Here is a 17,582-nt window from a genome sequence, read left to right on the forward strand (position 1 = left end):
TTTAATTCACTTTATAGTCCTTAGAGAATAATCTCTTTCCACTAATATCAAAGGCTTGTATTTTGACAGTATCCCCCGAAGCAACTCCTGTAAGGCCGATACTATATTTATTATTTCCTTCATAAAGCAGTTCCTTTGAATTTGCTGTTACTTTATTTACTGCATCATTACTAGTAACGGAAACCATTGTTGCGAAGTTCTTCGATGTGAAGGTGACATTTTTGATCGCATCTGTAGTGGTTTCATCTGGTTCACCGTTTAGTACAAATGGCTGGATGATGGCCTTTTCTAGTTTTTTTCCTTTTTCAGAGGCAACTTCTTTTGTGATATTTAAACGGTAAGTTGTATTTTCCTTGTATATATCTTTAGGTGTAACAATGATGGACTTTTTGTCGCTAGACAATGCTAGGTCTGTAAAAAATAAGCGATAATCGCCATCTTCTACATAGACGGTTGTATTTTTAATAGTTGATTCCTTTAAAGGCTGGCTAAAAGCAATCGTCCATACCTTTTTATTATCGGTAATTTTCTTTGCACTCCAGACATCTGTATCATTCGTAGCACTGTTTGTTGAATTGGGCATTACCATAATCATGGCAAATACAAACGCAATGGATAAAAGAATGCCGAATCTTTTCTTCATTATTGCTGCACCACCTGAACTTTTAATTCCCTCATAAGGTTTTCGTTAAGTAAAGTTTGTAAATCATTTGGTTTATTTATTAAGTCGTAAAGTGTAAATGTTTTCCCAGCAAAGCGGTAGCTCGTTTTTTGTTTAATGGTAGAAGTAGAATTAGAATCATACGGAACTTTAACAATTTGTGTATCTATGGCAATACCAGCCTCATCGTAAAGCACAATTTCAATATCAAATGCAGTTGTATCCGGTAGACGAGTAAAGGCAAAGTCATAGGTTCTTCTTCCACTATTAGGTGTTAAGTTTAAATAGTCTAGCACTTTAGTCTGTTGTAGGGCACTTCCATTTCTTTTCGGCGTGACTTCAATGTATCGAATATCCCCATTCGAGTTATAAATGGCTTTATCATTGATAATTAAATCAATATTTGTTACCGATTCAGTCGTATTGCCTTGAGCGATTGCTTGGCGTTTGTGAATGATATTTAATTGCTCAATGTAGCGAACAGGTGACTTAACCAAGATATTCCGAGGTGTGTAGTCAGTAATGATGTAATTGATTTCTCTTGCTCCTGACATTAATCGTTCAAATGTGAGGAAGTTTGTTCCAATACTATAAGTTAATGGAGTAGTTAGAGTTGGCAAAACTTGTGCGCCAGATGTATCTGTCACAATGTAATTTGTAATTTCAAGTATATAGTTTTTGTTTCTGTCCCATGCGACAAACCCAGAACCTGAAGGTGGTGTTGGATTGGGTGTAATAATTAACTTCCTTTGGTTTGTTGGCATCACTTGTAAAGTAAATGCGACAGGGTTTCCACTTCCTAATTCTTTTAGAGTAATTCCATGATGAGGCCCGCTGGAAACGTTTGGGGTAGGAATAAGACTCGAATCAAATTGAATAACCTTGTCAAACTCCAATACAATCGGTGAAGTCATATCCAGATAATCTGTTTGCGGATCATTAATAACTGCAGCATTTGTCTGACTAGGAAAAATGAAAGAACTCCATACAAGTATAGCTGCGATGGGTATAATTAGTTTTTTTAATAGAGTACTTCTCTTATGTGAAACTTCCATATTTTATCACCTTTCTAAATAAACTCCTATTTGATGTAAAATCTTCTAATCTATTTAAAATATAGCACTAAAAACACAAGCCCTCAAGGAATTTAAAGGTACTTGCTTATATTGTCAATTTCATAAACAACGCTATTTAACCATGAATTTTATACTATGAATTTATAAATTTTCCCTATTTATGCTAAAAAATTTCAAATTTTTACTTGTTTTATAGTGAAAAAGAAGGTATTCTGATAATTCTGCCGAATGTAATCTAATAAAATTATAAAAAAATGAAGGAGTGCCATAAATGATAGGGAGACTTTTATGCAAGTTTCTAAGAAATCATAAGTTTAGTTATTATAGTGATGAATGTGTTAGATGTGGCCGTCAAAGAAGAAGAAGCTAAAAGTACGCTAAGGGTATATTCCTTAATCTTAGTAGAGGTAGCCATTAAAGAATGATAGGCTACTTTTTTTGTTTCCTCCAAAGAATAATAGATTTTACTATTTTTAGGGAATGGAAATGATATAATATATGGAAAAAGAAATAAAGAAGGTGTAGTTTTGCTAGGCAAGCAAGAAATGGATATGAACTTTACTGAGCAGTTTAGGGAGCTATTATATGAATTTTATCATGTTGGAATCTCGGACAAGGAAATTTCCGTCAAAGAATATATAGAGGAAATTGCTGAGAAATTAGAGAGTTATATTTTGCAAAATGCTTAAAAAGTTCCTTCGTATTTGGCTACCAGCTATATTGATAGGCGGACTCATTTTTTTCTTTTCATCTCAGCCATATTCGAAGCAGAGTTTGATCCCGATTTTGGCGAATTTGGATGGGAAGGAAGGACTGAAAGCTGCCTTTTCTTCGATCTCTTTTCACTACAGTGGGAAGGAAATTAGTATTGCTGCTTTAGGCATAAATCATTTTATCGAATTTTTCATTAGGAAAATGGCGCACTTTTCCTTTTTCTTTTTATTAGGCTTTTTTACGCTAAGGGCACTAAGCTTAACTTTAAAAAGTGCAAGAGGAAGTGTCATTCTCTCTGTCTTGTTTATTTGGATTTTTGCTGGTTTAGATGAATGGCATCAGAGCTATACAGGTGGAAGAACTCCGTTAATTGAGGATTCAATGCTAGACATTCTTGGAGGCATGTTAGCTATAATTATAGGCACCATTCTTTACCATGTAAAAAGGTAGAGATCGGTGCCTTTTTTTATTAACCCTGGTTATAGAATTTAAGCCATTGGTATACACGCGAATGGGTTTTATTCGTATGAATAACTTAATGAGCGGGTATACCAATGGCGATTCCGTGTACCAACAATATAATTTAACAATAGATCACAAGCTAAGCTATTAAAAACAGCGAATGATTCTATAGTGCTTCTTTTGCTTTATTTAGAAGTGCAGACTCTCGTTCAGCTTTAGCAGATTCATATTCCTCTTGGAATTGCTTAGCATGAGAAGGGCTAAACCCTTGCTTTTTTAATTCATCTTGAAGGGCCGAGTAGATGATTTGGAAGGCAGAATCTGTTTTCGATTCTAGTGATGCGCCAGCACCTTTATATTTTTGATAAAAGTATGAAAACGAAATACTTTCGCCTTGCGCCTTCTTTGATTTATATTCACTATAGGCAGCACTAACAAGATTATTAATTTTTGCGTCCGCCTGATTTTGTAAATTCTCAAATGAAGGTCTATATTTATCCTTTATAGAAGCAACCGTAACAATCTCTTCGGATGATCCATTGTTACCAGATTCTCCATTAGTAGATGGATTGGCATTATTTCCTTCACCTGCTGGGGTTTCTTCACTACCGTTAGTTGGATTAGCAGATTTATCTTCCGAAGAACCATTGTTACTAGTGGATTGATTGTTATCACCAGAAACAGTTGAATCCTCTGTATTTATATCAGTAGGTTGATCACCAGGTAGTACGATATCGTATTCCGTTTCAACAATTTGTTCTACCTCTGCATCTGCAACTTCATATTCCTTCATTTCAAAGAAATAATAAATTGTCCCCCCTGTAATTAATAGTAAAAGGACAAAAATCGACAAAACTATCTTCCATTTTTTTTTCATTGAGAGGAAGTTCTCCTTTCTTCTAAGTTAGCTATTATTATATAAAAATATATCATATAAAGAAGAAAATGTAATATACAAATATAGGAATGACCATCTCATATATTGACAAATTGATATAATTAAATAATATATAATCCCGCAATCAATTGATTTTTTGTCGAACTTTCGGTAATATATGTAAGAATAGTAGAGATATTGACAGTTTGCATATTTAGTAATAGGTTAAAAGGCATTAAAAAATATATTTTGAGGTGACAAAAGGAATGAAAAAATATCCATTTAGTAACAAAGCAATGAAAGCTATTTTAGCTGCATCCATTGCATTATCTCCATTTGCAAGCACGGCATTGTCGAATCCTGTGAAGGTTGAGGCTTCTTCAGATTTTAGTTCAGTAGATAGTTTGATAAATTATTTGGATCGAATTTATGATGCTTCGGATAAGGTAGCATTAAATAAAGCCAAAGAAGTACTTGATGGAATTACTGATCCCGAGTGGAAAGACTATGCAAAGAAAGCCTCTGTAAAAGGTGAGGACCTTACACCTGCAGAATCAAAACTAATTGTTGATGTTTTACAAATATTCACTAGTGTAACAACAGTTTCAGGTGTGAAAGATGCGATTAATAATTTTGATAAAGAGAACGTTAAAGTTGTATTCGGTGATAAGGTTAGTTCAAAAGAGTTATTAAACTTTTTAAGCGATGTACAGATTGAGCTTTTAACTGAATTGTCAAATTTAAGTAATGCGAAGAATAGTGAAATAATAGAAATTTTAGATGCTGCTGTAACAGATGCTGCTTTTAAAAATGCTAGTAATAAGAAAGTAGTAAAGGAATTTATTAAAGTTGTTGACGATGAAAAATTAGTAACTGTATCTAAATCCATTTATGCAAAATTAGATAAAGATAATATTGGTGAAAATGCAAAAGCTGCTCTAATAGCTGCACTAAAGGAGGTTCATCCTCCTACTCCTACTCCTGATCCTGATCCTGATCCTGATGGCAATACTAACCCTACCATCCCTACCCCTGGTGAAGAAACTGTGGGAGTACCTGCTGGATCAACAACAGTTGTTGAAAAAGGAAACGACGTTATCACAGAAATCCCTGAAGATAAAGTTCAAGAAATCGTGAATTTAATTACTGCTGAAAAGAGTGTAGTTGAAATCCCACTTGAAAAAGTATCTGGTGACAAGCAAGCTAAAGCTCAAATCCCAGCTTCTTTATTCACTGAAGCAGCTAAGAAAAACAGTAATGCGGTTGTAGCAATTAAAACAGACGCAGCTGTATACAAGCTTCCAGTTTCAGAAATTAACGTAACTGAACTTGCGAAGAAATTAGGTGTTGCTGCTGGTGATGTGAAGATCAACATTTCAGTTAACGTGGTTTCTGCTGATGTGAAAAATAGCGTGTCTAATGTAGTTGAATTCCATATTCTTGCTGTATCTGGTGATAAGCAAGAAGCTGTAACTACTTTTAGCACATATGTAGAGCGTGTTCTTACGGGAGCGAAGGATTTCAGCAAAGGGAATTCAGTAGCTGTTAAATTGAATGCAGATGGATCATTTACTTCAATCCCTACGTTCTTTGATGGCAAAAATGCAACTGTTAAATCTTTAACAAACTCTAAATATACAGTTATCGAAAACAATGTAACTTTCAAAGATGTGACTAGCAAAGGGAAAGATTACTGGGCTAAGGAATACATCGAAACGCTAGCTTCTAAGCTAATCGTTAAAGGAAAAGAAGAAGGTAAATACGTACCTGCAGACCATATGACTCGTGCAGAGTTTACAGTACTTCTTGTTCGTGCTTTAGGCTTGCCTGCTGAGAAATATGATGGAAACTTTAAAGATGTAAAAGGTACTGAGTGGTTCAATGCAAACGGAGAAATCATGGCTGCTGTTAAGCATGGTTTAATCGAAGGAATGGACAACGGTACATTCGCACCGAAAGAGAAGATTACTCGTGCACAAGCTGCTGTTATGATTGATCGTGCAATGAAACTTAAGTATGTTGGCTATGATATGAAACAACTTGACAGCAAGAAAACTGCTGCAGATTTCAAAGATGCTAGCAAATTCAAAGCTTGGAACAAAAAAGCAATTGAAGCAGTATACCAAGCAGATATCGTTTCAGGTCGTGACACGAAAGAATTCGATCCAAACGGTTTCACAAAACGTGACGAAATGGCAAAAATCATTTCTGAATTCTTAACTTCTGCAAAATTAATGAACTAATTGTTCGGATAAAAACTCCAGTCTACTTATATACATAAGTAGTTGGAGTTTTTTTGTGTTTTCTAAAAGGTTGATCTGGAGCGAAGTGACGGGTAAATTGCAAAAAGAGATGGGTAAACCTATAAAAGTGGCGGGTAAATTTACAAAAGAGACGGATAAACCGGTAAAAGAGAAGGGTAAACCTACAAAAATCAGCAAGTAAATCCCAAATGTTGTTAATTTACCCTACCGGCTTTACAATATATATAAATTCTTAATCAAATGGGGTGAACAAAGTGCGAAAACGTGCACTAATTAACATTGATTACACAATTGATTTCGTCGCTGCAGATGGAGCTTTAACATGTGGGGAGCCGGGGCAAGCATTAGAACAAAAAATTGTTGATTTAACAAAGGAATTTATCTCAAATGGGGATTTTACAGTATTTGCAGTTGATGTTCATGAAGAAGGGGATCCGTACCATCCGGAAACCAAATTATTTCCACCACATAATATCCGTCATACAAAAGGGCGAGAATTATATGGCGCTTTAAACGAACTGTATGTAGCTAACGAGCGAGCGGGAAATGTTTGTTTTATGGATAAAACGAGGTATTCAGCCTTTGCTGGGACAGATTTAGAGTTGAAGTTGCGGGAGCGAGGGATTGAAGAGATTCATCTGGTAGGGGTTTGTACCGATATTTGTGTGCTTCATACGGCAGTGGATGCTTATAATAAAGGTTTTAAAATTGTTATTCACAAAGAGGCGGTTGCGTCCTTTAATCAAGCAGGGCATGACTGGGCATTAAGCCATTTTGAAAGCTCGCTTGGTGCAACCGTTATTTAGATAACATTATCCGTCATCCATGAAAAATCAATTTTGATCGGTAATCTATGATTTCTTGAAAAATAAATGCAGCCATAATAGCTAAAAAACAAAATAACGGGGTGAAGTGGTGAGAAAATTAGTATTACTGCCATTTATCTTAGTGTTATTAATTGGATGCAAAGTAAACGATGATAAATTAACATTTTCAGAGATTAACCCGGAAAAAGCCAGTAGTAGTAAAGTGAATGAGTTTATAACAAATATTGAAATAAATGAAGATGGCACAGGAAATGGGATTTATGTGATGAATGCTGGGAAGGAAAAGTTATATTTGTATTTAAGCCAGGAATTTCTTGAGAAAGGGAACAGCTTTGGTCCATTCGATGTGATAGAAGAAGAGAACTCGCTTAATATTTACTTGAATACGATCCCCGATAAAAAGGATGAAAGTAAAATGGAGAGGAAATTATATGAAGTTAACCGTAAGCAAGAATATGAATTTCTTCGGGTATATAAGAATGGGGAAGAGACTTATATACAAATGGTGTTAGTTGGAGGTGAATGAAGCAAGCTGCCTGTCGTTGAAAAAGTGAATTCAATAAAAAATGGCCAGGGTGCATGCATCCTGGCCATTTTTTATTTCTACTAATTAATCAAACGTTTGATTAGTTTAGGAGAGTACATACTTTTTAAAACGAGGGACATGTCCCGGCGTTCCATTGCATTTTCTAAAAGGTTGATATAGAGCGAAATGACGGGTAAATCCCAAAAAGTGACGGATAAACCCGTAAAAGAGACGGGTAAACCAACAAAAGTGACGGATAAACCCGTAAAAGAGGCGGGTAAATCAACAAAAGTGATGAATAATCCAGCAAAAATACTGGGGAATCCAAAAAACTCCGCGTAATCCGGCAAAGTGACAGGTAATCTCCCAAAAAGTAACGGATAAACTTGCAAAACGACGAGTAACCCTAAAAAAGTGCCAATTAAACCGCAAATTGCACAGGTTAACCCTATAAGCTCACCACCCCTCCCTCTCTTTTCCAGTTCATCTCGGTTAAAAGATGAAATACCCATCAACTAATGGTAAAATAAAGAAGTTGCTGTCGAGAATTGGCAGATTAGCAGATGGAGAGTATGCTAGTTAGTTTTACTAGTATAACGAATGGACAATGGAGGATGGAAAAGTGAAGTCAAAGTGGAAAGTATTGTCGATGATTACGGCGTTTGTTTTGATCTTCGATTTAATGATGCCTTTGGTAGGAGCAAAAGCTGCTACAGCTCCAAAAGAGATTGAAATCATACTAGACGGGGAAAAACTCAAGTCAGATGTGGCACCGATTATGAAGGATTATCGTGTGCTTGTTCCTTTCAGGGTGATTCTTGAATCATTAGGGACGACTGTTCAATGGAATAGCAATGGAACCATTACTTCGAAAAGTGAGAATTCTACTATTGAGCTTAAGGTGGATTCGAAAACAGCGTATGTCAATGGAGAAAAGGTTACTTTAGATGTCGCTCCTACTATTGTTAAAGGGCGTACACTAGTACCTTTAAGATTTGTCAGTGAAAACAATGATGCCACTGTTGGCTGGTATCCGGACTTAAGCAGGGTAACAGTTACAAAGAGTAATAAAGATGGTAGTACAAATCCGCCAAAGCCACCTGTACAACCACAAACGTACAGCCTCTATTTTAATGATAAGAAAGTGAATACGGAGTTACTTCCATTCATCAAAAATGGTCGTGTATATGTGGCACTGGAATCTTTCATTCCTGCTATGCAAAGTGAAATTAATTGGTATAACCTGGGTGATAGAATGGTTATTCAGTTAGACGATGTGGAAGTGCTAATTTATGCGGATAAGAATTATGTGCTTATTAATGGAGAGCCTGTATCCGTAACAGAGCAGCCAATTAAGCATAAAGATGCCTTTTATGTGCCTCTTTCATTTGTTAAAGAAACATTCGGAGGCATATCTCAATATAATCAAGCGACAAAGACGGTATATATAAAAATTAATAAAGCAGAATTCTCAAGTGAGTTCTTGCCGATTGAACAAGTAAGCATTGTTAGACCAGTGAATGTTCCTACAACCGTATTTGCAGGAAACAGAAGATTGATGGTAAGCGATAATCCTGAGATGCTTACTAGTCGGACGGTTCCACGAGATGAAGAAACATTATGGACGGATGAGGTTCATTCGGATAAATCAACTTTAGACCATCGTGTATATGGATGGCATGTGAATATGTTGAAGAAAAAGGTGAATATTGGAATAACGATTGAAAACCTTTCATCAACGAATGAAATTGAAGTAAGCAATGTAAAAGGGATTGACTTCAATACATCTAATGGCTGGTATCATCATGATGTAGGTCTGCCGATGGCTGAAGCCGTATTGACAAATAAAATGAAAACAATCCAACTTGATAATCCAATTGTTAAAGAAAATGAGACTACATTAATTCAATCATTTGAATTGGAAGAGGAATTCCTAATTGGCTTCCTACAGGATTTAACGGTTAGAAAGGTCTCTGGTTCAGGGGATTTAAATTATAAAATTCGCACAGTAGTTAGTCAATCAAATAGTAATTTGACATTCATAAACGATGATCCTGTTCAAGTAGATAGAGAGAATCTGCATCCTCGCGGCGTATGGGAAGGATCGCAGTTGCAAACAACACTTCCAACCTATGATGTAGGAAGCGGTGAAAAGGCATTTAGTATTTCGAATGGGGTAACCGATAATTTAATGGTTGGTGAATCATCGCTTTCTGGAAGTCCTTTTGATTTGGTTAGAAATCCAGGCCATTTCGGAGCGACATATAAAGTGAAGATCCCTTTCGCTAATTTTACGGGACAATCAAAAACCGTTCGTGTAAGGATAGCCGCACGTGGTGGACGTTATAATGGGGCGGTAAAGGTGAATAATCAAGTTTATCTGATACCGACTCTCCAACCATCAGTAGAGGTAGCGAACATCATCGATCACCGAGTGTATAGTGGCTCTAGTGAATTGGAACTCGAAATCATGCATAGCGGTGGTGCGTCTCTTCCAATCGCTATTGACTTAATAACAATCGATTAAAATAATGGATGGCCGTACATTTCTACGGTCATTTCCCGTCCTATGAATCAGGTAATTAATGTAAGCGGTAAGTGAATTTACCCTTTAATAACGAGACTTTTTATTTGCAAAGGCATTTTAGAAAAAGATTAATAGAAAAAATTGTGTAGAGAATATGATCGTATTTTGCTAGATTATAAATAAGAAAAAAGAAAAGGGGATTCTGAATGAAGCGATTTTTTGTAATAGCTGTTTCGATCTTGTTGCTTTTGACTTATATTCCATCGGCTTATGCGGCAGATGACATTTCCAATCATTATTTTGAAAATGATATGAGAACCCTTATTGCCAAAGACATTCTAGGTGGATATGGACCAGGTGTCTATAAGCCAGATAGCTCTGTAACACGTGCAGAGTTTGCTGCTTTAGTTGTTAGATCCTTAGAGCTTCAACCAGTCCAAGCAGCTGAAGTTTCGATTGCTGCGGTTTCTGAGGCATTATTTACGGATGTTAGTCCTGATCAATGGCATTATTCCGCTATTGATGCTGCTGCAAAGGCAGGGATTGTTGGCGGATATCCAGACAATACTTTTCTGCCAAACAAGGAAATTACTAGACAAGAAATGGCTGCGATGATTATGCGTGCCCTAGGTACAAGATCTGTATTTTCTGAGCCAGCTTCATTGAATTTTAAAGACAATGAGAAAATCAACCCTATTTTCAAAGATGCTGTACAAAGATTGCTATTCCTTGGTGTAATGTCAGGGAATTCAGACGGCACATTTGGCCCACAAACAAAGACGACTCGCGGGCAAACAGCAGCTGTTCTAAACAGAATGCTTAAGTTGATTAACCCACCGCAAAACCTTGAGTATAAGGTAGCAGTTGTAGGTGCTGATGGTACGCCTACTATTCTAAGAGAATATGAATCTTTCACTTCTGCGAAAGGTAGTGTGAAAGACAATCAAGTGGTCCTGCAAGGAAACCAAATTGTTTATATGAAAAACGGCATGGCAGCTTCCAATAAATTAACGGTCATCTATGATACCCCTGAATTAAAAGGGACGGGAAGAACGTATGTAAGTACTGGAACTGAATTGAAATATTTTGATGCTACAGACAGCTATGTGAAAATCCAGGTTGGAAATAAAGAAGGATATGTCGCTGCTGATAATGTGAATTTGATTCCAAGTGCACTTATTACGGGTCAATCCTATTATAAACGTACGGGTGGAGAGTTATTCCATACCGTTTATAATCCGATAACAAAAACATACACGGCAGATACTTTATTAGGCAAGGCGCCTTCCTTCATGTCTGAGGGACAGAAATATTATAGTTGGGATGGAATAACTTTCACTTCAGCTAGTGGCCAAACAGTAGGGGAATCTTACGTCTACTTTAATTTCTTGCCGCTTCATACGAAAACAACCTACACAGCCGAAGATATTGATCGTTTTCTAAATGAGCAATACCCTGATAGCTATAAGGCTAAGTTTCCGGTTAGTCCTTTAGTTGGAACAGGCCAAGCCTTCAAAGATATGGAAGCAAAGTATGAAGTGAATGCCCTTTATTTAATGGCACATGCCATTCATGAAAGTGCTTGGGGAACAAGTTCAATCGCCCAAGATAAGAAGAACTTATACGGAATGAAGGCGTATGATAGCAGTGCTTATGAGAGTGCAGCAACCTACCCTACTTTCAGAGATTCAATCGAAGCAGCGGCAAAATATGTAACCACTTCCTATCAAGCGCCTAAAGGGGCTTACTACAACGGAGCTATTCTTGGGAACAAGAATGTCGGAATGAACATGAAATACGCTTCAGATCCTTACTGGGGTGAACGAATTGCCGGTCATATGTACCGTGCGGATCGCTTCCTAGGCGGGAAGGATTTGAATGCTCATAAGCTTGCCAATAACAATATCGAATCCCTGAATATCCGTACAGGATACGGAACAAGCAATCCACTTATGTATGAGCTAAAAATCAAAGGAATTCCATTCATTTATACTGAAAAGCAACAGGTGGATGGCGCAACATGGTACAAAATCATCTCAGATGATATCAACAACCGAACAGGCTTCGTTTACGGAAACGGATCACTCGGTCAATATGTGAAAGAGATGTCTATTCCTCAATAATAAAATAAGAAAAGAGAAGTAACATCTATATGCTACTTCTCTTTTCTTTTGTGTTATATTAGTAAAGAAATTAATTTGACAAGGAGTTTGTTTATGTTTCCTAATTATGTGGACATTCTAGGTGTTCCATTTCTAAATACAACTCGCTCACAATTTGTTCAACATATTCAGCAGCATATTGAGAAGAATGAGAAGGCTTTTGTTGTCACTGCCAATCCGGAAATTGTGATGAAGGCAGCAGAAGAACTAGAATATATGAATTTAATACATCAAGCGACATATGTAACCGCAGATGGAATTGGCGTCATAAAGGCAGCAGGACTGCTTGGCACACCACTTCCAGAACGGGTGACAGGCTATGACACAATGATTGATTTGCTTCATAAAGGAAATGAAAAGAAGCACAAAATCTATCTCTTAGGTGCACAACAGGATACGATTGATAAAGCAGTAGTAAATATTAAAAAAGACTATCCTAATATAGAAATTGTCGGTGCTCATAATGGGTTTTTCGATTGGAATAGTGACGAAATTCCATTAGAGATCGAACAGAAACAGCCTGATCTAGTCTTTGTTGCATTAGGTGTTCCCCGTCAGGAAAAATGGATTGCGACTCATCTCAATCGATTTGAAAAAGGGGTGTTCATCGGAGTTGGCGGAAGCTTCGATGTCATTGCCGGGACTGTTCAAAGAGCACCTATCGTTTGGCAAAAGGCAAACCTTGAGTGGCTTTATCGTTTAATAAAACAGCCATCTCGCTGGAAGCGGGCGCTGGCATTGCCGAGATTTGCCATTCGAATATTTAAAGAGAAAGCTAAGAGTGGAAAATGAATAATACATTTGTTAAAAGCACACTTATATTATCGATTGCAACCTTAACCTCAAAGATTCTAGGCAGTATCTTTCGCATCCCTTTACAAAATATTGCAGGTGATGAGGTACTAGGGATATTTAGTTTAGTATATCCCGTCTATATGGTTGCCTTAACTCTTTCAGTTGCAGGGATTCCAATTGCCATTTCGAAGTTAATTTCCGAAGCGGCTGTTCATAATGATCAGCATCGCATTCGGAAAGTCTATGTAACGGCATCGATCCTATCTATTTTATTCGGAATCATAAGCTTTATGTTTATTTATGGCTTTTCAGGACCAATTTCAAATATTTTAGGTGGACCGAGTACGAAAATCGCGTTAATTATTGTTTCAGCAACCCTTTTAATTGCCCCTTATATGGCTGTATACCGAGGCTATTTCCAAGGGTTCCAGGATATGAGACCAACAGCCATTTCTCAAGTCATGGAGCAGTTCATTCGTGTAGGGATGATTTTGATCGTTGCGTATATTCTTGTGCAGCAAAATCGCTCGAATGAAATTGTGGCAGGAGGGGTCATGATTGGCTCCTCTATCGGTGCACTTGCGTCTGCCATTTATTTAAAGGGCTTATTTAGAAAATCTGCCTTAAAGCCTCAAAGCAAAGAGAAGTTTACATTCCGTGATTTCAAAGGGATGAGCAAGGAAATTTTGTATATCTCACTTCCAATCTGTATCGGGGCTATTACAATGGCATTATTGAATTTTGTAGATTCAGTAACCATTCCTTCAAGTCTTGAACGAGCAGGGGAAGACGCAGCAAAGATCCCATATTTATATGGAATCTATGGAAGAGGATTATCACTTGTCCAAATAGCGACAGTGTTTTCATCTTCGATTGTATTGCCGTTAATTCCATTAATTACAAAGACGCTAGCTGAACAGAAGCATAAGGAAACAAGGGGAATTGTGGAGAGGACTCATTTCCTTACCCATCTTATTTCTTGGCCAGCAGCTGCTGGGCTTTTTGCCTTAACTCTTCCATTGAACTTAGCACTTTTTACAAATCTGGAAGGAAGCGACTTATTAAGCATTATTGGGTTAAGCTCTGTTTTTACATCCTTATCCATTCTAGGAACTGGAGTTCTTCAGGGGATGAATCTTGCTAGAGTAGGGGCCTACATCATTGTTGGTGGCGTGCTTGTAAAGATTGCTACCAATATCCTATTTATTGGTTCGTTTGGATTAATTGGTGCGGCTTATTCTACCTTATTGGTCTATATACTTATCGTTATTCTGAACACGATTTTTATTTATAAAAGGATTCCGTTCAAGATTTGGGGACGAAAGATCACAGCGATGGTATTTTCTTCGATCATCATGGGACTAGCTGTTGGGCTTCCGATTCTCTATCTGCCGATTGATCAGTGGAGCCGGAAAATGGCTTTATTGTATTCCATCCTAGCTATAGGGGTAGGAGGAGCTATCTACTTCCTCTTGTTATTATTAACAAAGGGCATTCATTTAAATGAACTAATGAAGCTGCCAATCGTGTCGAAGCTATTAAATAGACGAGCAAGTGGACAAGCATCGGCCACAATGGGCAACGCAGCGAAGTCTCAACAGAGAAACAATCTTGGAAAGGGTGCAAAGCATTTGAAGAAAGCTTTATGGGGCCTATTAATTGCCTCACTCATCTTATCGATTCCGGGAATTGCGGAGCGGTTTAAAGCGGAATGGCATAATACATCATATGAAACAGTGATTCCTTATGCAGATATTGAGCAAACATCATTAAAAGGGGAAGATCTCCCTGTTAAAAACATTCTTAAAAGGCTAGAACAAGCTGGTTTGCAAGCTGTCAGCCTTGAGCCGGAGACACTCGAGGGCTTAGAGAAAAAAGGATATATCGCTACAATTACGACCGAAAGAATGCAGGAAATGGCTGTATTTGAAAGTGATTTATCACATGTTAGTGAGCTAAAAGAAGGCCTTTTTGTTCATGTTAAGAAAGCGATCGGCCTTGACGCAAGTCTTCAAGAAATATTTGAAGCATCTGAAGTGGAAGAAGTATCGTTTAAAGGGAAAGATTTCTTATACATCCCTGGTAGTGTAAAGAAAATTGAAACGATGCCATTAGGCTTCTTGCCTGAAGCGATCGATCAGGTGAAAGAGGCAGGTTTGTCTGTAATCTTCCGATTGCCGAACGCCTTTGATTTCAAAAATGACCTTGTCTTTAATCAAGTGTTAGAGCTAGCCGATGAATCAAGTGATCGGGTGTTATTTCTTGGTGAAGAGGTTGCTGGATTCCCAGATGCGCCAGAAATAAAGGCTTATGCTGAGAAGCTAAATGAAAAGAATATTGCAGTCTATGCGATCGAGTTTGCTGATCAAAAGGGATTTTTCACATTAGCAAACAATATCAATATGAATATCATTCGTCTGCATAGCTTAGATTTAAATAAAGTGGCTACCCATCAAGAAGGGGTAGAACGAGCAGTACGTGCGGTAAAAGAACGAAATATCCGCTCCTTATTCCTAAGAATGGAAGAGACAGATGCGGAAACTTCATTAATGGATATGGAGAACTTTATCAAGGATGTGCATGAGCAAATGCCATCTATGTTCCATCCTGGTAAGGCACAAACATTTGAAGATGTTTCCGTCCCTTCTTGGAGCTATCTATTTGCCTTTGCAGCTGCTATTCTATTCGTATCACTTGCAGCATTGTATGTGTTCAACAATCGCCTATTATTCATCCTAGCCTTTGTAGGGATGGCGGCATTGAGTCTTGCTTATGCAGTTTTAAATAAAACCTTGCTTGTTCAGGGTATCGCACTGATTGTGGCGGTTATCGCACCAGTCTTTGCACTATTGCCTATATCAGAGAAAAAAGGGGCAAAGCAAATTATTATCGGCTATCTCCGAGCAGCTGTCATAAGTGCATTCGGGATTATGATTGTTGTTGCCTTGCTTAATGGCAATGAGTATCTTGTGAAAGTGGAGGCTTTCAGAGGCGTGAAGTTAATCTATGTATTCCCGATTTTCTTCATGTTCGTGTATGCTATTCGGACACAGCTTATGGGCCTATTGAAATTGAAAGTACGATACTGGCATCTTGCTGTGATCGGCGTAATTGGAGTGGTTGCTCTTTATTACATTAGCCGTACCGGTAATGCAGGTTCTGTTTCTAGTATCGAATTAATACTAAGACAAAAGCTTGAAGAAGCACTTTATGTAAGACCAAGAACGAAGGAATTCCTAATTGGCTTCCCGTTCTATGTGCTTGCCTTATATGTTCTGCCAATCAATAAGAAGCTTGGTGCTTACTTACTGATACCGGGCGTAATTGGCTATTTATCCATCGTGAATACATTTACACATTTGCATATTCCGCTATACGTCTCTATTTTACGTACAGCATACAGTTTAATTCTTGGACTTATCATCGGTGGGGTTTTCATTTTAGTCTATAAAAAAGGGTACGCCCTATTTATGAATAAAATCAAACCGAGGTGGTTTGCATGAAAATAGTCATTTCAGGCTATTACGGCTTTGATAATGTCGGTGATGAAGCCATTCTCTATTCGATTATCCAGGCTCTTAAGAAGAATGATCCTGAAATAGAGGTGACTGTGCTCTCGAATAATCCTGAATACACGAGGAAAACATACGGTGTACAGGCAGTCAATCGCTGGAAGCTTGGGGAAGTGCATTCAGCGATTAAGGCATCAAATGGGTTAATCAGCGGGGGAGGGAGCTTGCTTCAGGATGAAACAGGCTTCAAATCAATTCCTTATTATACGGGAATCATTAAAATTGCTCAGATGTTAAAGAAACCCGTCTTTGTCTATGCGCAAGGAATGGGACCGATTCATAAATCGTATAATCAAATGATTGTTAAAAATGTGCTAAAAAAGACGAAGGTTACAGTCAGGGACGAAGCCTCGAAGAAATTACTCAAGAAAATTGGATTGAAAAATCCAATTCAGATTGTCCCTGATCCTGTAATGGGTGTAAGTATTAATCGAAATAGCAGCCAATGGTGGGATTTACAGTCTTTTCAAGGTCCAGTCCTTACAGTATCTGTAAGGGATTGGCCATCCACTGTTAATTTTAAAGGGGAAATTGCCCAGGCGTTAGACAAGCTTGCTAGTGTTGGGGTAGAGATTGTATTCGTGCCCATGCATGGAGAGCATGATGAGAAGGCCTCTTCCGAAGTAGCCGCCCTCATGTCAGGCAAAAGCTATATTTCTCCTTATATGGACTCCATCGAGGAGAAGATCTCAATCATTGGGAAGTCCGATGCACTTGTAGGAATGAGATTACATGCATTAATCTTCTCATCAATTACGTACACACCATTCATTGCCCTTTCCTATGATCCGAAAATCGATGCCTTTGCAGAGATTTGTCAGCAGCCTGTAGCGGGTCATGTGAATGAAACCGGTTGGACTGCAGACTCATTATTCGAAAGCATTCAGCAAGTCTTGGCTAATGCTGAAGTTGAAAGTAAGAAATTGCAGGAAAAGGTTGAACCATTACAACAAAGTGCAATGGAAACAGCCAAACAAGCTATTCAACTATTTAAAGAGTAGAGAAAAAGCATCAGGCGAGAGCCTGATGCTTTTTTCAATTTTTAAAAGGCTGATCTAATGCGGAGTGACGGGTAAACAGCATGAAGTGACGGGTAAGTTGCCCAAACTGACGGATATC

The 17,582-nt window shown here is 37.8% G+C and carries 14 protein-coding genes and 2 pseudogenes; 12 read left to right on the forward strand and 4 right to left on the reverse strand.

Features of this window, described 5'->3' with window-relative positions:
* Position 1: 1 nt before the first annotated feature.
* Positions 2-643 (reverse strand): Ig-like domain-containing protein, encoded by a 642-nt coding sequence (locus ACFYKT_RS08810; RefSeq protein WP_389218418.1) that lies wholly within the window; start codon positions 641-643, stop codon positions 2-4.
* Positions 643-1,716: a hypothetical protein gene (locus tag ACFYKT_RS08815; RefSeq protein ID WP_389218421.1), complete on the reverse strand. Its 1,074-nt coding sequence runs from the start codon at positions 1,714-1,716 to the stop codon at positions 643-645. Before ACFYKT_RS08815 ends, ACFYKT_RS08810 begins: the two co-directional genes overlap by 1 nt.
* Positions 1,717-2,264: 548 nt before the next feature.
* On the opposite strand from ACFYKT_RS08815, the gene ACFYKT_RS08820 reads away from it, so the two are divergent.
* On the forward strand, positions 2,265-2,426 hold the full coding sequence (locus ACFYKT_RS08820; RefSeq protein ID WP_389218424.1) for a hypothetical protein: 162 nt from the start codon (positions 2,265-2,267) through the stop codon (positions 2,424-2,426).
* On the forward strand, positions 2,419-2,901 hold the full coding sequence (locus tag ACFYKT_RS08825; protein ID WP_389218427.1) for a VanZ family protein: 483 nt from the start codon (positions 2,419-2,421) through the stop codon (positions 2,899-2,901). Before ACFYKT_RS08820 ends, ACFYKT_RS08825 begins: the two co-directional genes overlap by 8 nt.
* A 178-nt stretch (positions 2,902-3,079) precedes the next feature.
* Here ACFYKT_RS08825 and ACFYKT_RS08830 read toward each other — a convergent pair whose 3' ends face one another.
* Positions 3,080-3,790 (reverse strand): hypothetical protein, encoded by a 711-nt coding sequence (locus ACFYKT_RS08830; RefSeq protein ID WP_389218430.1) that lies wholly within the window; start codon positions 3,788-3,790, stop codon positions 3,080-3,082.
* Between the two features lie 266 nt (positions 3,791-4,056).
* Between ACFYKT_RS08830 and ACFYKT_RS08835 the strand changes: the two genes are divergently transcribed.
* From ACFYKT_RS08835 to ACFYKT_RS08850, 4 genes are all read left to right on the forward strand, one after another.
* On the forward strand, positions 4,057-6,033 hold the full coding sequence (locus ACFYKT_RS08835; RefSeq protein ID WP_389218433.1) for an S-layer homology domain-containing protein: 1,977 nt from the start codon (positions 4,057-4,059) through the stop codon (positions 6,031-6,033).
* A 55-nt stretch (positions 6,034-6,088) separates the two neighbouring features.
* Positions 6,089-6,235: a hypothetical protein gene (locus ACFYKT_RS08840; RefSeq protein WP_389218435.1), complete on the forward strand. Its 147-nt coding sequence runs from the start codon at positions 6,089-6,091 to the stop codon at positions 6,233-6,235.
* 73 nt (positions 6,236-6,308) lie between these two features.
* Positions 6,309-6,860, forward strand: coding sequence for a cysteine hydrolase family protein (locus tag ACFYKT_RS08845; RefSeq protein ID WP_389218438.1), 552 nt, complete (start codon positions 6,309-6,311; stop codon positions 6,858-6,860).
* 109 nt (positions 6,861-6,969) lie between these two features.
* On the forward strand, positions 6,970-7,407 hold the full coding sequence (locus ACFYKT_RS08850) for a hypothetical protein (RefSeq protein WP_389218441.1): 438 nt from the start codon (positions 6,970-6,972) through the stop codon (positions 7,405-7,407).
* A gap of 80 nt (positions 7,408-7,487) precedes the next feature.
* Here ACFYKT_RS08850 and ACFYKT_RS08855 read toward each other — a convergent pair whose 3' ends face one another.
* Positions 7,488-7,919, reverse strand: coding sequence for a hypothetical protein (locus ACFYKT_RS08855; protein ID WP_389218444.1), 432 nt, complete (start codon positions 7,917-7,919; stop codon positions 7,488-7,490).
* Between the two features lie 110 nt (positions 7,920-8,029).
* Here ACFYKT_RS08855 and ACFYKT_RS08860 point away from each other — a divergent pair, with 110 nt between their 5' ends.
* The 6 genes and pseudogenes from ACFYKT_RS08860 (at position 8,030) to csaB (ending at position 17,464) form a co-directional block, all read left to right on the forward strand.
* Positions 8,030-9,934: a copper amine oxidase N-terminal domain-containing protein gene (locus ACFYKT_RS08860; protein ID WP_389218447.1), complete on the forward strand. Its 1,905-nt coding sequence runs from the start codon at positions 8,030-8,032 to the stop codon at positions 9,932-9,934.
* A 206-nt stretch (positions 9,935-10,140) separates the two neighbouring features.
* Positions 10,141-12,057 (forward strand): S-layer homology domain-containing protein, encoded by a 1,917-nt coding sequence (locus ACFYKT_RS08865; RefSeq protein WP_389218450.1) that lies wholly within the window; start codon positions 10,141-10,143, stop codon positions 12,055-12,057.
* A gap of 93 nt (positions 12,058-12,150) precedes the next feature.
* Complete coding sequence (locus tag ACFYKT_RS08870) at positions 12,151-12,888, forward strand: WecB/TagA/CpsF family glycosyltransferase (protein WP_389218453.1); 738 nt, start codon at positions 12,151-12,153, stop codon at positions 12,886-12,888.
* Positions 12,885-14,426, forward strand: a pseudogene (locus ACFYKT_RS08875) (putative polysaccharide biosynthesis protein); the annotation flags it as partial. The gene ACFYKT_RS08870 and the pseudogene ACFYKT_RS08875, both read left to right, overlap by 4 nt.
* Before the next feature lie 201 nt (positions 14,427-14,627).
* Positions 14,628-16,394: pseudogene (locus tag ACFYKT_RS08880) on the forward strand (DUF5693 family protein); the annotation flags it as partial.
* Positions 16,391-17,464, forward strand: coding sequence for a polysaccharide pyruvyl transferase CsaB (gene csaB, locus ACFYKT_RS08885; protein WP_389218456.1), 1,074 nt, complete (start codon positions 16,391-16,393; stop codon positions 17,462-17,464). The pseudogene ACFYKT_RS08880 and the gene csaB, both read left to right, overlap by 4 nt.
* Positions 17,465-17,582 lie beyond the last annotated feature (118 nt).

Source organism: Cytobacillus mangrovibacter (assembly GCF_042865275.1).
GTDB lineage: Bacteria > Bacillota > Bacilli > Bacillales > Cytobacillaceae > Cytobacillus > Cytobacillus mangrovibacter.